This is a genomic window from Amycolatopsis sp. NPDC058340, from assembly GCF_042723975.1.
In the GTDB taxonomy this organism is placed as follows: domain Bacteria; phylum Actinomycetota; class Actinomycetes; order Mycobacteriales; family Pseudonocardiaceae; genus Amycolatopsis.
Window position 1 is genome coordinate 223,258 of sequence record NZ_JBHXIB010000001.1, and the last position, 15,045, is coordinate 238,302.

Annotated in this window: 13 protein-coding genes; 8 read left to right on the plus strand and 5 right to left on the minus strand. The window is 68.7% G+C overall.

The features are described from left to right. Positions 1 to 28: 28 nt before the first annotated feature. Positions 29 to 574, minus strand: a complete 546-nt coding sequence (locus ACFWIW_RS01105) for a PadR family transcriptional regulator (RefSeq protein ID WP_005168208.1) — start codon at positions 572 to 574, stop codon at positions 29 to 31. Between the two features lie 247 nt (positions 575 to 821). On the opposite strand from ACFWIW_RS01105, the gene ACFWIW_RS01110 reads away from it, so the two are divergent. The 3 genes from ACFWIW_RS01110 (at position 822) to ACFWIW_RS01120 (ending at position 6,749) form a co-directional block, all read left to right on the plus strand. Next, a complete protein-coding gene (locus ACFWIW_RS01110) occupies positions 822 to 1,235 on the plus strand; it encodes a DUF5318 domain-containing protein (RefSeq protein WP_240596446.1) in 414 nt (137 codons plus the stop codon). A gap of 481 nt (positions 1,236 to 1,716) precedes the next feature. Beyond that, positions 1,717 to 4,092, plus strand: a complete 2,376-nt coding sequence (locus ACFWIW_RS01115) for a transglycosylase domain-containing protein (RefSeq protein WP_378366904.1) — start codon at positions 1,717 to 1,719, stop codon at positions 4,090 to 4,092. A 161-nt stretch (positions 4,093 to 4,253) separates the two neighbouring features. After that, entirely contained in the window at positions 4,254 to 6,749 is a 2,496-nt protein-coding gene (locus ACFWIW_RS01120; protein ID WP_378366534.1) for a transglycosylase domain-containing protein, read from the plus strand. 13 nt (positions 6,750 to 6,762) lie between these two features. Here the strand turns inward: ACFWIW_RS01120 and ACFWIW_RS01125 are convergent, their stop codons facing one another. Next, positions 6,763 to 7,824: a Gfo/Idh/MocA family oxidoreductase gene (locus tag ACFWIW_RS01125; RefSeq protein WP_378366535.1), complete on the minus strand. Its 1,062-nt coding sequence runs from the start codon at positions 7,822 to 7,824 to the stop codon at positions 6,763 to 6,765. A 55-nt stretch (positions 7,825 to 7,879) separates the two neighbouring features. On the opposite strand from ACFWIW_RS01125, the gene ACFWIW_RS01130 reads away from it, so the two are divergent. The 3 genes from ACFWIW_RS01130 (at position 7,880) to ACFWIW_RS01140 (ending at position 11,113) form a co-directional block, all read left to right on the plus strand. Further along, complete coding sequence (locus ACFWIW_RS01130) at positions 7,880 to 8,947, plus strand: ROK family transcriptional regulator (protein ID WP_378366536.1); 1,068 nt, start codon at positions 7,880 to 7,882, stop codon at positions 8,945 to 8,947. Between the two features lie 69 nt (positions 8,948 to 9,016). After that, positions 9,017 to 9,361 carry a hypothetical protein gene (locus ACFWIW_RS01135; RefSeq protein WP_378366537.1) on the plus strand — a complete coding sequence of 115 codons (345 nt, stop codon included), beginning with the start codon at positions 9,017 to 9,019 and terminating at the stop codon, positions 9,359 to 9,361. 204 nt (positions 9,362 to 9,565) lie between these two features. Further along, positions 9,566 to 11,113, plus strand: coding sequence for a glycosyltransferase family 87 protein (locus ACFWIW_RS01140; protein ID WP_378366538.1), 1,548 nt, complete (start codon positions 9,566 to 9,568; stop codon positions 11,111 to 11,113). Here the strand turns inward: ACFWIW_RS01140 and ACFWIW_RS01145 are convergent. The 3 genes from ACFWIW_RS01145 to ACFWIW_RS01155 form a co-directional block, all read right to left on the minus strand. After that, entirely contained in the window at positions 11,070 to 11,405 is a 336-nt protein-coding gene (locus tag ACFWIW_RS01145) for a hypothetical protein (RefSeq protein WP_037334159.1), read from the minus strand. The genes ACFWIW_RS01140 and ACFWIW_RS01145 overlap by 44 nt on opposite strands. 44 nt (positions 11,406 to 11,449) lie before the next feature. Continuing rightward, positions 11,450 to 11,965 (minus strand): hypothetical protein, encoded by a 516-nt coding sequence (locus ACFWIW_RS01150; protein WP_378366539.1) that lies wholly within the window; start codon positions 11,963 to 11,965, stop codon positions 11,450 to 11,452. Positions 11,966 to 12,209: 244 nt separating this feature from the next. Continuing rightward, positions 12,210 to 12,989: a deoxyribonuclease IV gene (locus tag ACFWIW_RS01155; protein ID WP_378366540.1), complete on the minus strand. Its 780-nt coding sequence runs from the start codon at positions 12,987 to 12,989 to the stop codon at positions 12,210 to 12,212. A 175-nt stretch (positions 12,990 to 13,164) separates the two neighbouring features. Between ACFWIW_RS01155 and ACFWIW_RS01160 the strand changes: the two genes are divergently transcribed. Together ACFWIW_RS01160 and ACFWIW_RS01165 are read left to right on the plus strand one after the other, a co-directional pair. Next, on the plus strand, positions 13,165 to 13,959 hold the full coding sequence (locus ACFWIW_RS01160) for a hypothetical protein (RefSeq protein WP_378366541.1): 795 nt from the start codon (positions 13,165 to 13,167) through the stop codon (positions 13,957 to 13,959). Between the two features lie 124 nt (positions 13,960 to 14,083). Then, a complete protein-coding gene (locus ACFWIW_RS01165; protein ID WP_378366542.1) occupies positions 14,084 to 14,971 on the plus strand; it encodes a hypothetical protein in 888 nt (295 codons plus the stop codon). Positions 14,972 to 15,045: the final 74 nt, after the last annotated feature.

Below are 15,045 nucleotides of genomic sequence, written 5' to 3' on the forward strand. Positions count from 1 at the left end.
GTAATGCGCAGCACGCTCGGAGAGCGCCTCAGGTCTCCGGTCCGCGCTGCTCGGCCTGTTCGTGCGCGATCAGCTCGTTGAGCCAGCGCACCTCCCGCTCACTGGACTCCAGCCCGAGCCGGTGCAGCTCACGGGTGTAGCGGTCGATCTTCTCCTCGGCCCGCGCCATTGCCGTCCGAAGTCCTTCTCGGCGTTCCTCGACCCGACGACGACGGCCTTCCAGGATTCGCATCCTGACGTCGGCCGGTGTCCTCGAAAAGAACGCCAGGTGGACGCCGAAGCCTTCGTCGTCCCACGTCTGCGGCCCGGCGTCGCCGAGCAGTTCGGCGAACCGTTCCTTGCCCTCGGCGGTGAGCTTGTACACGCGCTTGCCCCGGCGCGCCCACGCCCGGTCTTCCACCTCTTCGAGCTCCTCGACGAGGTAACCGGCGCGAAGCAACCGGCGCAAGGTCGGGTACAGCGAGCCGTACGAAAACGTCCGGAACATCCCGAGCGTCTCGTGCAAACGTTTGCGCAGCACGTAACCGTGCATGGGGGTCTCGTGCAGCAGCCCCAAGATCGCGAGCTCGAGCACACCGCACCCCCTTCCGGGAACAAACCGCGACCGGTCGCGTTGGCCACCGTGACCGGCTCGGTCAACCTACCGGCCCACTATATCGCGCCGATACATCGAAGTGGCGTAGCTAACCCGATCGGGCCTCGGTGGATCGGGACGAAATTCACCGGAGAGTTATCGAATCGTCGGCGTGTCCGACCGTGCGCGGACCGTCTCCCCGAGAACGGGGCGTGGACCACACAGCAAGAGCCCGTACTCTGTTGGCGTGCGAAACCAGCGGCAGGTCGTGGACTACGCCTTACAGCGGCGCGCGCTGCTGAAGGGCGTCCACTCCGGACGGGTCGGCACATACGACGTCTGCGACGCGGGCCCGTACCTCCTCCGCGCCGCGAAATTCCACGGCCGGCCAGGCGAGCGGGACTGCCCGGTCTGCCATCGGGAGGAACTGACCCTGGTGTCCTGGGTGTACGGCGACGAGCTCAAGCACGCCGCCGGATCGGCCAAGACGCCGGAAGAACTGGTGCGGATGGACGGGCTCTTCGCGGAGTTCACCGTCTACGAGGTCGAGGTCTGCGGGAGCTGTCACTGGAACCACCTGGTGCGGTCCTACGTCCTCGGAACAGGAGAACCGGGGACCACCCGGCCACGGACCCGGTCGCAGAGGACAGCGGGTCAGTGACAGGTATCGAAAACGCAGTTGACCACAGAGCGGCGTCCCCCGAAGCGCCGGTCTGGGAGGCCCATTCGTGAACGACGACCGCAATCGCTCCTGGCCTGGCCAGGAGCCTGATGCACCTCGCCGTGCCCAATGGCCGGGCGAAGACGAACCCGGCTGGCCGAGCGAAGAACCGCCGCGCCGCCCCCAGCGCCGGACACCTCCGAACGGCACCCCCCGCTCGGCCGCACCCCAGCGTTCTTCCGATCCGCAGTGGCCGGGCGGCGACGCCGTCGGCCCGGAGTGGCCCTCCGAAAACGAACCGCGCCGTCCCGCGGCCCCGCGTCGTGCCAACGGCATGCCCCCGCGCAGGCAGGGACCCCCGCCGCCCGGTGGGCGTCCGCCCGGTGACCAGCGTGCCCGGCAGGGCGCGACCGGACACCGTCCGCCGCCGCCCCCGCCCGGCAACCGCCGTCCTCCGGCCCCGGCCGACCAGGCGACCGCGATGGTCCGGCCCGTCGAGCCAGAGCCGTACGAGCGTGAGCCGGAGCTCATCACGCATCACGCGCACAACGGCACCGAAGACCCGTACGGCTATGACCCGTACGACGATCGCTATGACGATCGTCACCAAAGCACCGCCCTCGGCGCCGAGGGCGAAGACGCGTACGACGAGCCCGGCGAAGACGAGGAAAACGGCAAGAAGAAGGTCCTCACGCCGAAGCAGCGCAAGAAGCGCCGCTGGCGGATCATCCGCCGGGTCCTCTACGCCATGTTCGGCCTGTTCGTCGTGGTGCCCGCGATCGCGTTCGTCATCACCTACTTCCTGGTGGACGTCCCGTCGCAGGAAAGCGTCGCGAGCCTGCAGAGCCAGCCGATCACGCTGATGTACGCCGACGGCAGCCCGATGGGCAAGATCGCGCCGGCCAGCGGCGGAAGCCGGTACCTGCTGCAGCCCGGCGAGGTCCCGGAAGTGGTCAAGAAGGCCGTGTACGCGGCCGAGGACTCGTCGTTCGAGACCAACTCCGGTTTCGACGTCGGCGGCATCCTGCGCGCGGTCTACAACAACGTCACCGGCGGCCAGGGCGGCGGTTCGACGATCTCCCAGCAGTACATCAAGAAGGCCACGGCCAACGAGGCGCCGACGCTCACCCGTAAATGGACCGAGCTGGCCAAATCCTTCAAGATGAACAACCAGATGTCCAAAGAGGAGATCATCACCGCCTACCTCAACACCATCTACTTCGGTCGCGGGGCGAACGGCATCGAGGCGGCCGCGCAGGCCTACTTCAAGAAGCCCGCCAAGGAGCTCAACGCGTCCGAGGCGGCCCTGCTCGCCGGCCTGATCCAGGGGCCGAGCCGGTCGGAGAACGAGGCGTACGCGCAGCGGCGCTGGAACTTCGTGATGGACCAGATGGTGGCGAACAAGTGGCTCGAACCGGGTGCGCGCGCCACCGCGCAGTTCCCGAAGCCCATCCCGAAGGCGCAGGCGAAAGCCGACGACGCCGGGACGCTGAGCCTGCACATCCGCAACCGGGTGATCGACGAGCTCGAAGCCCGCGGTTACGACCAGGACCGGCTGCACCAGGGCGGCTACAAGATCACCACGACGATCGACCCCAAGGCGCAGAAGATGGCCGAGGAGTCCGTCGCCGAGGGGATGAAGGGCCAGACGGACGAGAACATCCTGAACGCGCTGGTCGCGGTCGACCCCAAGACCGGCGGCGTGGTCGCGTACTGGGGTGGCCCGGACTGGAAGAAGAACGAACAGGGGCAGGACGTCCAGGCCATCGACTGGGCGAACGTGCCGCACAACCCCGGCTCGGCGTTCAAGGCCTTCGACCTGGCCGCGTTCCTCAAGATGGGCCGCGGTCTCGGCGAGACCTTCGACGGCACCAACAACCGGAAGTTCGACGGCCGCACGATCCGGAACGCGGGCGAGAGCTCCAGCTGCGGTCCTCAGTGCACGGTCGCCGAGGCGATGAAGATCTCCGCGAACACCGTGTTCTACGACATGGTCCGCAACGAGACCAAGGTCGACCCGGTGGCGAAGGCCGCGAAGGAAGCCGGCGTGATGGTGGAGGCCGACGGCGGCAAGGCGAAACTGAGCCCCGACATCAACATCGCGCTCGGCGGTGGTGGCACGGTCACCACCGCGGAGGACATGGCGGCCGGGTTCGCCACGTTCGCCGGTGAAGGTGTCCGGCAGAAGCAGCATTTCGTCGCCAAGCTGACCAACTCCCAGGACGAGGTCGAGTTCGACGAAACGGCTCCCAAGGGCGCTCCCGCGTTCAGCGACGACGCCGACAAGAGCAAGCAGATCGCCGGCAACGTCACCGACGCGCTCGAAGAGGTCATCCCGTACTCGAAGCTCAAGTGCCCCAAGGGACACGAATGCGCGGGCAAGACCGGGACGCAGCAGTACGACTTCAAGGACAGCGACCCGGCGAGCTACCGCGAGCGCAACGCGCAGACGTGGATGGTGGGCTACACGCCCAGTATCTCGACCGCGGTCTGGGTCGGCGGCGACGGCAACAAGCCGCTGCACGACAAGAACAACAAACCGGTCTACGGCCGCACCATCGCCGGTCCGATCTGGGAAGACTTCATGTCCCGGTACATGACCGGCAAGCCGTCGGAGAAGTTCGACCAGGTCAAGCCGATCGGCAAGGACGCGCGCTCCGTGCCGACGACGACGGCGCAAAAGCCGCCACCGACCACCACCACACCCGAGACGCCGTCGACCACCCCGACACCGACGACTCCCACCGAGCCGACGGAGACGGAGCCGACGAAACCCACCAAGCCCACGAAGCCGAGCTGGACGAGGCCGGGGCCGGGAACTTCGGATCCGTTGTTCCCGAACGGCGAAGATCCGTGACGATCGGGCTGAGCACGTGACGAAAGGTGTGCCGGGCGAGTGCCCGGCACACCTTTTTTCGTGGCACCGGTGAACCTGAACCGATCCGATACGTCTTAAGTAGAAGGAGACCTGCGACCGCAGGACCGCGCTCACCCACGGAAGGTTCGGAGGACGTCCCAGTGAACGACGATCCCCACGGCGGATGGCCAGGTCAGGACCCTGACCCCGCACGTCGTCCGCAACGCCCGGCCGGACCGCCCCGTCGCCCCGCCGGTCCGCCCCCGGGGTACGGACAGCGCCAGGGTCCCGGTCAGGCGCCGTGGCAGCGCCAGGGTCCGTCGCAGCAGCAGCCGCCCCCGCGTCGTCCGCAGCGGCCGCCGGTCGCGCCGCAGCACGAGCCGGATCTCATCACGCATCACGAGCACAACGGCACCACCGATCGCGGTTACGAAGAGCCGTACGACGACGAGCAGTACGGCCCCGAGACCGACGAGAACGGGAAGCCGATCCTCACCCCGGCACAGCGCAAGAAACGCCGGTGGAGACGTATCCGGCGGGTGCTGCTCGCGCTGTTCTGCTTGTTCGTCGTCATCCCGGCGATCGCGTTCGTGATCACCTACTTCGCCGTCGACGTCCCGTCGCCGCAGTCCGTCGCGGCCACGCAGGGCCAGGCGGTGACGTACTACTACGCCGACAACACCGAGATGGGCAAGGACGTCCCCAAGGGCGGCAACCGGCAGATCCTGACGCCGGAGCAGATCCCGGACATCGTCAAGAAGGCCGTGATCGCCACCGAGGACGCCTCCTTCGAGACGAACTCGGGCTTCGACATCGGCGGCATCCTGCGCGCGGTCTACAACCAGGTGACCGCGGGCAAGGGCGGTGGTTCGACCATCTCCCAGCAGTACATCAAGGTCGCCAGCGGGGACGACGAATCGTCGCTCGCCCGTAAATGGACCGAACTCGCCAAGTCCTTCAAGATGAACCAGACGTACGAGAAGAAGGACATCATCGCGGCGTACCTGAACATCATCTACTTCGGGCGCGGCGCGTACGGGATCGAGTCGGCCGCGCAGGCGTTCTTCGGCAAGCCCGCGGGCGAGCTGAACGCGTCCGAGGCGGCGCTCCTCGCCGGCCTCATCCAGCAGCCGGGCCGCTCGGAGAACCCGAAGGTCGCGAACGAACGCTGGACCGTCGCGCTGAACCGGATGGTGCAGAACGGTTTCCTCTCCGCCGCCGACCGCGCGAACCTGCAGTTCCCGACGCCGATCCCGCAGGAGGACAAGCAGCAGGCCGGGGTGGTCAACCCGTTCATCCGCGACAAGGTCAAGGACGAGCTCGCGGCGAACGGCATCACCGACGACGTCTACTACCGGGGCGGCTACAAGGTCTACACGACCATCGACCCGAAGGCGCAGGCCGCGGCCGAGCAGGCGGTGGCCGAGGGGATGAAGGGCCAGACCGACGAGAACCTGCTCAACGCGCTCGTCGCGATCGACCCCAAGACCGGCGGGGTGAAGGCGTATTACGGCGGCCCGTCCATCGTGAAGGGGCCCAACGGCAAGGACCAGAAGGGCCGTGACTGGGCGAACACGCCGCAGAACCCCGGGTCGTCGATGAAACCGTTCGACCTCACCGCGTACATGCAGCTCGGCAAGGGCGGCATCAACTCGACGTTCGACGGCTCCAACAACCGGCAGTTCGGGAAGCAGACGATCCGGAACGCCGGCCCCGGCAGCTCGTGTTCGGCGCAGTGCACGGTGTCCGAAGCGATGCAGCGCTCCGCGAACACGGTGTTCTACGACATGGTCGTGAACGTGACCAAACCCGGTCCGGTGGCACAGGCCGCCAAGGACGCCGGGATCAAACCCGCCCCCGAGGGCGTCTCCGAGCTGTACGCCGACAACAACATCGCGCTCGGCGGTGGCAAGACGGCCATCAGCCCGGAGGACATGGCCGCCGCGTACGCGACCTTCGCGGCCGAGGGGCAGCGACGGGACAAGCACTTCGTCGTCAAGGTGACCAACTCGCAGGACGAGGCCGCGTACTCGGCTCCGGAAGAGGCGAAGCCCGCGTTCGCCGACGACGCCGACAAGAGCAAGCAGATCGCCGGCAACGTCACCGAATCGCTCAAGGGTGTCATCCCGTTCTCGAAGCTCAAGTGCCCCAACAACCACGAGTGCGCGGGCAAGACGGGAACGCAGCAGCACACCTACCGGCCGGGCGAGCCCGCGTCGGCGAAGGACGCCAACTCGCAGACCTGGATGGTCGGCTACACGCCGTCGATCTCGGCCGCGGTGTGGGTCGGCGGCGACGGCGACAAGGCGCTGAAGGGCAAGAACGGCAAGTCGATCTTCGGTTCGACGATCGCCGGGCCGATCTGGCAGAAGTTCCTTTCCCTGTACCTGAACGGGAAACCGGGGGAGCGCTTCGACAAGGTCAAGATCATCGGCGGGGACGACAGCAACACCGTCCCGTCGACGCAGACCCCGCCCGAAGACGAAGAGGGCTCGACCGAGACCGGCACGCCGTCGACCGGCCCCTCGACCGGGCCGTCGTCTTCGCGGAACGAAGAGGACCCGCCTTCCAGTTCGAAGAACCCGCCTACATCCAGTGAGAACAACGAAGAAGGCGGTAACGGCCCCGGCCGGGGTGGCAGAGGCGATACCGAATAGCTGAAAGGGCCCTTCAGCCCCTGGGCTGGAGGGTGACGACGCGCCGTTCGGCACCCGCGAGGTGGGCGGCTTCGATGACCCGGAGCGTCTCGACGGCGGAGGCGGGATCCACCGGGAAGCCGCCCTTGCCGAGCAGCGCGTCGCGCACCTGCGCGTAGAAGTCCTCGTAGCGGCCGACCTCGGTGGGCACGGTCTCGACGTCGTCGTTCACGCCGAGCACGCCGGCGTCCGACGACGGTTCGACGCCCCAGCCGGGGTCGCCGGGCCGCAGCCCTTCCTTGATCTGCGGCTCCTGGACGTCGAGGCCGTACTTCGTGAAGGTCGCCTTGTCGCCGAGCACGCGGAATCGCGGGTTCCGGGTGCCCGCGAGCGCGGACGCCCACAGGTGCGAACGCACGCCGTTGGTGTGCCGGAGTGCGACGAAGGCGTCGTCGTCGACCGACACCCCGGCGCGGCGCCTGTCGACCTCCGCGTAGACCTCCGAGACCGGGCCGAACAGCTGCAGCGCCTGGTCGACGATGTGCGCGCCGAGGTCGTAGAGGAGCCCGCCCGCCTCGGCGGGGTCACCGAACTCGCGCCAGTTGTCCCGCGGCTTCGGCACCCAGCGGTCGTAGCGTGACTCGAAGCGGAAGACGTCACCGAGACGGCCCTCGTCGAGCACCTTCCGGACGGTGAGGAAGTCCGAGTCGAATCGGCGGTTCTGGAACACCGTCAGCCCGACGCCCTTGGCCTTCGCGGCTTCGACGACCTTCGACGCTTCGGCCGCCGTCGGCGCGAAGGGCTTGTCGACGACGACGGGCAGGCCCGCCTCGATCGCCCGGAGCGCGAGCGGGACGTGCGTGCGGTTCGGCGTGCTGACGACGACCAAGTCCAGCTCGCCCGCCTTCGCGAACAACGCGTCCGCGTCCGGCAGCACGTCGGCGGCCGGATAGTCGGCACGGGCCTGCGCGACCCGGTCCGGGTTCGAGGTGACGACGGCGGCCGGGGTCAGCCCCGGTGTCGCGTCGACCAGCGGCGCGTGGAAGACGCGCCCGCCGGTGCCGTATCCGAAGATCCCCACTCGCAAGTCAGCCATGACCCCATTAAACAACAGTGTTGCGTAATCGGCCAGTCATGGCAGGATGCGCGCTATGCCGGAGACCGGGGTCAATCTGCGCGGCCTGCGCCAGCACAATCGGACACTGCTGCTCACGCATATCCTGCGCGCGGGCGGCCTCAGCCGCGTCGAACTCGCCGAGCGCACCCGGCTCACCCAGCAGGCCGTCTCGAAGATCGTCCCCGAACTGCTCGAAGCCGGCCTGCTGGACGAAGAACGCCAGCCCGCGTCGGGTGTCGGCAAGCCACGCACCCTGCTGCGCGTCCGCGCGGACGCCCGGCACGCGCTCGGCGCCCAGCTCGACCGGGACTCCTTCCGGGTGGTCATGACCGACCTGACCGGGAAGATCATCGCCTCGCGTGGTGGCCCGCTGACCCCTGGATTCACCCCCGGCCAGGCCGTTGCCGCCCTCGGCGAAGCGACCGAAGCGCTGCTGGACGGCGTCGAGCACGTCCTCGGACTCGGCGTCGGCAGCGTCGGCCCGCTCGATCACCACGAAGGAGTGGTCCGGGACGCCACGAACATGCCGGGCTGGCACGACGTGCCCCTGCGCGATCTGCTCGCGAAACGCACCGGGCTGCCCGTGCGGCTCGACAAGAACACCAACGCCGCCGCCTTCGCGCAGCAGTGGCCGGAGGGCGACCAGGCCGCGACCGCCGTCGTGCTCGTCGGCACCGGGATCGGCGTCGGCCTGCTGATCGACGGCAGGCTGTACCGCGGGCCGCGGACCAACGCGGGCGAGTTCGGGCACACGACGCTCGCCTTCGACGGACCGCGCTGCGCGTGCGGCCGCCGCGGCTGCGTCGAGGTGCTGCACAACGCGGCGGCGACCACGGAGGAGGCGGCGGGCCTGCTGGCGATCGGGCTCGCCGACCTCGTCCAGGTCCTCGACCTCGAACGGGTCGTGCTGACCGGGCGTTCGGTCCGCGCGGCACCCGAGGTGTACCGCGACACGGTCGCCGCGCGGCTGCGGGAGCTCCTGCCTTTGCCGCACTGGCAACGGATCCAAGTCGATCTCGACGAGATGGGCGACGACGTCGTGGCGTTCGGCGCGGCGGCGGAGGTGCTGGCGGGGTTCTACGAGAGCGGCGACATCACCTAGGAACTCGCTTGTAACGGACGAGGCTCCCGTGACGACCTTGCATCGACATTCGGCAGCAAGGGGAGTCAGTTGCGCGCCAGGACGATCATCGCGATCATCACCGTGACCTGCGGGGTTCTGCTGCCCGGATGCAGCACTGCCGGGTCCCCGCCCGATCCCAAGGCCGAATGGACGGCCGCGATGAAGAGCGCGGGTTTCGTACCGAACTCCCCACGCACCTATGACGAGATGTTCGAGGCGGCGAAAAATTTCTGCAGCGCGGGGTCCGCGCTCGCGATCAGCGGACTCGCCCGCACCGTTCTGACACCTGAAATGGCCGACCGGACAGCGATGCCGGCTCGCGGCAAAGACCCCGATACCGCGGCGAAGGCATACGGGGACGCCACCTGGAAGTGGGCCTGCGGACACCAGTAGATCGCCGACCGGGTTCTACGAGAGCGGCGACATCACCTGACGGCGGCCACCCGCGATGTCCGGCCGATCACGTGTGTCGTCCGTTTAATCACGCGTGTCGCCCGGCTGATCACGCGTGTCGTCCGGCCGATCACGTGTGTCGTCCGCCGAGCCGAGCGGCGACATCACCGGCTGGTCACCCGGTCAGGCGCTAACATCCGCCACGTGCCCGACCAGACGACCCAGCCCGAGGCTCCGCTCTCCCTCACCCCCGGCGAGCGGGTCATCCCGAGCTGGAACGAACCGCTCGTGGCCGCGGCCACCCGGCCGATCGGCGGCCCGCTCGGTGAGCACGCGGCCGTGGGGCGGCACTGGTTCTGGTCGCCGCAGCGGGTCGGGCTGCTGCTGGCCTGTCTCGCGCTGGTGCTCTCGTGGTTCGGCAAGGCGTCGTGCATCCAGCAGTACACCGACGACTCCGGCACCCATCAGCTCGACTGGCGGGCGGGCCGCCCGTTCGTCGCGATGTGTTACTCGGACATCGTCCCGCTCTACAGTTCCGAGCGGCTGAACGATCCGGACACCTTCCCGTACGTGACTTCGTGGACCGAGAACGAGGGGACGGCGAAGGAGACCACGCGGTACATGGAGTACCCGGTGGCGACCGGGCTGTTCCAGTGGATCAACGCGAAGCTCACCGAAGCCTGGCTCTCGGTCGCGGAAGCGGGCTGGCTGCCCAGCGCGCTCCCGGTGGCCGTGTACTTCAACATCTCGGCGCTGTGGCTCGCGCTGGCCTGGCTCGTCACGGTGTGGGCGACCGGCCGATCGCTGAAACGCCGTCCGTGGGACGCCGCGCTGGTCGCGATCTCACCGCTGGTGCTGGTGCACGTCTTCACCAACTTCGACGCCATCGCGACCGCCTTCACCGCGACCGCGCTGCTCGCGTGGGCGCGGCGAAGGCCCGAGATCGCGGGCTTCCTGCTCGGGCTCGGCGCAGCGGCGAAGCTGTATCCGCTGCTCCTGCTCATCCCGTTGCTCTTCCTGTGCCTGCGCGCGGGCAAGGTCAAACAGTGGGCGCTCACCGCCGGGCTCGCCGTGGCGACGTTCGCCGTGGTCAACGTCCCGTTCGCGCTCGCGGCGCCGACCGGCTGGTGGGAGTTCTTCCGGCTCAACACGACGCGCCCGATGGACCCGGACTCGCTCTACAACGTGATCTCCCATCTTTCCGGCTGGGCCGGTTTCGACGGGAAGCTCGCGACGGGCGAGACACCGGTCGTGCTGAACGCCGTCGTCGCGGTGCTGTTCCTCGCCGCCTGCGCCGGCATCGGTTACGTCGCGCTGAAGGCGCCGCGCCGTCCGCGGCTCGGCCAGCTCGCCTTCCTCGTGGTCGCCGCCTTCCTGCTGACCAACAAGGTGTGGAGCCCGCAGTACTCGCTGTGGCTGGTTCCGCTGGCGGTGCTCGCGATCCCGCGCTGGCGGCTGCTGCTCGGCTGGATGATCCTCGACGCGCTGGTCTGGGCGCCGCGGATGATGTACTACCTCGGCGTCGACAACAAAGGCCTGCCCCAGGACTGGTTCCTCGGCGCCGTCGTGGTCCGCGACCTGGCGGTGCTGGGCCTTTGCGCGCTGGTGATCCGCGACATCTTCCAGCCGCGCAAAGACCCGGTCCGCCTCGCCGGGGACGACGACCCGATCGGCGGATTCCTCGACGGCGCCCCCGACCTACGCGCGGTCAAGCACGCTTCAGCACCTCAGGTCCAGGACGCTCGAGCCTGATGTGCTTGCCGAAGTCCTCGGCCCCGAAGTCCTCGATCCGCACGACGACGGCTTCCGGCGAGGTTTCGACCAGCCTGCAGGTGAACCAGTCCTCGCCGTGCCTGACCGACCAGCGCTCGGCGAGGATGGCCAGCCCCTCGGCCTCCAGCAACGCGACGGAGTCGTCGAAGGCGGCGGGTCCGCCGAGCGGGTAGCCGAAAACGGTCAGTGCCTGCCAACGGGTTTCCGGCGCGGGGACGACGTAGCCGACGTGCTCGCCGTCCTCCGCCCGGTACACGGTCCGATTCTTCATGCGGCCAAGACTCGACCCTCCCGTGGCGAGAGGGTCAAGCCGATTCAGCGCACGAGGTAGCCGCCGGTGCTCGTTTCGAAGAACGGGATCGGGGCCGTGCAGCGCAGCGTGTCCTGATCGAAGCCCCCGACGGCCCAGCTCCAGCCGATCCGGTCGTGCCCGCCCGGCACGTCCCGCACCGAGAAACCGACCCGGCGTCCGACCAGGTTCACCGGGAGCCCGGGAATGTCGGCGCGTTCGATCACGCCGGTCAGGATCGCGAGGTCGCCGTCACGCGAGACGCAGTCGACCTTGCCCTCGAAATCGGCGAAGGGCTTTCCGTCCTTGGTCAGATGATTCACGTGGAACCGGCCGGACGAATTCCCGGGATCGCCGAAGGCGGCGAAGTCGAACCGGACCGGATCGCCTTCGTAGCCCGGAAACGTCAGCGGACCGCCCGCCGACCCGAGGACGACCGAGCCGGACGGCGGGGCCTGCGCCGCCGTCGCCTGTGTCGCCCCCAGCGCTCCCGCGGCGACGGCGAGCACCGCGACGGCGGCGATCTTGGCCTTGATCTTCATGGCTTTCCCTCCAGCACCGGGTGTTTCCCGGCTGGAATCGAGCCTTCCTCGATCGGCGTGCCCGGCCCTCCCGCTGGAGAGGGAATGATCTCCCGCGCGGGTAGCCCCTCGGTCCGGGTGGTGGGGGGGGGGGGGGGTGGTTTTTTGAGAGAGAAAACAACAACCACCAAAACACCCCCGCGGGCGGCGCCGCGCGCCCCCCCCGTCGTTCTAACGACACTCACCACTCACGACCAACGCGACCTCAGGCGGACGCGACGCGCTCCCGGACGTAGGCGATGTCCGCGGCCTGCCCTTCGGCCGGGGTCTCGACGACCACGGGCGCGCCCGCTTCGGCCGCGACCGCGGCCAGCACCTCGGGGTCGATCGTGCCGTCGCCGCCGACGACGTTGGCGTGCCGGTCGCGGGTGGAACCGAACTCGTCACGCGAGTTGTTGAGGTGCACCAGGTCGATCCGGCCGGTGATGGCCTTGACCTTCTTGACCGCCTCGGTCAGGTCCCAGCCCGCCGCGTACGCGTGGCAGGTGTCGAAACAGAAACCCGCGCCGAATTCGCCGACCTTGTCCCAGAGCCGGGCGATCGTGTCGAGGTCACGGGTCATCGCGTTGTCGCCGCCGGCGGTGTTCTCGATCAGGATCGGCACGGCGAAGCCGCCCTTTTCCTGTTCCCGCTCGAAAAGCTTGCGCCAGTTGACGAGGCCCTCTTCGACGTCTTCCCCGGAACCGACGTGGCCGCCGTGCACGACGAGCCCTTTCGCCCCGATTTCGGCGGCGCCGTTCGCGTGCTGGGTGACGTTCTTCCGCGACGGGATGCGGATGCGGTTGTTCATCGACGCCACATTGATCAGATACGGCGAGTGGATGAACACCTCGACCGGCGATTCCTTGATCGCTTCGCCGTGCGGGTGCGGTTTGGGAGCCTTCCAGCCCTGCGGGTCGGAAAGGAAGAACTGGAGGACCTCGGCCTCGCGTTCGGCGACCGCGGAGAGGGGATCGTCGTCGCGGACATGGGCACCGATTTTCATATCGGAGGAATCTACGGGAGCGAAGCTCCTCCGTTGAGGGCGGTGGTGGGGAGGACGGCGGAACTTACCCTCGCGGGTTTTTCGCCGTCGCGGACCGGATGGTCACGCTCGTGGGGTAGCGTGAGCGCGTTCCGTTAAACCGCGTTGGGTCTTTGAGGGGCGGAGGACGAACTCGATGGGGAAGACTGCCGGGCGGATCACGGCTTGGGGATTCGCGCTTTCGGTCACGGCCGGACTAGCGTTCCCGATGACCGCGACAGCCGCCGAGGAACCGAGCCCGACCCTTTCCGGCGAATGCGGATCGACACTGCAGAACGGGAAGTCCGGCAACGGCCTCACCGCCGACTTGGGTGCGCCGGTCGGTTCGAACGAGGTGCTGACGGTCGGTCTCGATTCACAGGCCAAGACCGCCGAGGGCCGGAAGCCCCTCCTTTCCTTGCCGGTCGGCGATCTCGTCAAGACGACCGGTCTCACCGACAACGCGGCAGGCGACCTCGTCGCGCAGGGCGTCTGCGAGCCCGCGCAGGGCGCGGTGAACGCGGTCGGGAACCTGACCCAGGGCGTCGTCGAGGAGGTTCCGGGAGTCCCGGAGATCCCCAAACCGCCGAAGCCCGAACCGCCCAAGCCCGAGCCTCCGAAGCCGGGTCCTGGCCAGCCCGGCGGCCCGGGCAGCGAGCTCCCGGTCGAAACCGCCCCGGGTTCCTCCACCGGTATCGGCGGTGACTCGATCGCCGGCCTGATCAGCAACGCGGCACTGCTTCCCGGCAGCTTCGTCCAGGCGCCGGTGATCACCGAGATCGTCCCCGGCGAGGTGCCGCCGCCCACCGTCGACGAGAAGGACACCGGCAACGCGCAGGCCGTCGAGGCGCCGGTCGCCCCGGCCAAGCTGCCGCTGCTGCTCGCGGTACTGGCGCTGGCCGTCGTCGCCGCGGCTCTGGTCCGCGCTTGGCTGCGGGGTAAGCCCGCCTGATCTTCACCGTCAGTGACGCCCGCTTCCACTCGAATGCCTGACCTCTTCGAGTGAGCGGGCGTTACTTGTCTCCATTAGCGTCGTTATCCGGGTAGGTGACCCCGACGACGGAGGAGTCGAAGGCATGCGCGAACGGACACGGAGGGCGACCGCCCTGGGTGCGTCGGCCTTCATTCTCGCGGGTTCGGCCGCCCTCGCCATGCCCGGCACGGCCGCCGCCGCGGAGACCAAGACCGCCACCTGTGGCGGCTCGGTGACCGCGAAGACCGGCGACACGATCCTCGGCAAGACCCCGTTGCTCGGCATTCCGCTCAACCTCGGCCAAGCCGGACCGGTGTCCGGCGTGCTCACGGGCACGATCGACGCACTGCTCGGCACGCTCTGCAAGGTGACGGTGACCGTGGTGAACACCGTCGTCGCGCCGGTCCCGGTCGTCGGCGCGCCCGCCGCGGAAGCGCTGAACGGCGCGGTCACCGGTACCCACGAAGCACTGACCGGTGGCGGGAAACCCGCCCCCGGAACCCAGCCCCAGCCTGGCAAACCCGCCCCCGGGACACCCGGCAGCGGCGGACCGCAGACCGGTGGGCCGGGCGCTCCCGCACAGGGCGGCGCTCCGGCAGGCGGCATCCCCGCGGCGAACAGCCCGCTCCTGCCCGGCACCTTCACTCCGGACTTCGGCGGCCTGCCGTGGGGCATCAGCACGGGCTACGCGCCGATGCGCGACTACAGCTCCATCCCGATGGCGACGGCCGGTCTCTTCAGCCCGTCGCCCGGCCTCCGGTACGGCGGCCAGATCCCGGGTTACGCGCCGCAGTTCGGCATCGCGACCGAAAACCAGGGCGGTAACCCGGACGTCCAGAATGCGGGACAGGCCGAAGCGCTACCGAGTGCGAGCGACGGCTTCACTCAGGACGGGAAATTGCCGCTGCTGATCGCCGTTTTGGCACTCTCCGGAGTCAGCGCGGGGCTCGTCCGCACCTGGGTCCTCCGCCGAATGGCCGCTACAAGTTAGTCCTACCGCCTAGTATCTTTCTGGTCACTCCCTCGTTATCCCCGTTGCAGTGATTCCTCATGCACTGCTTCACG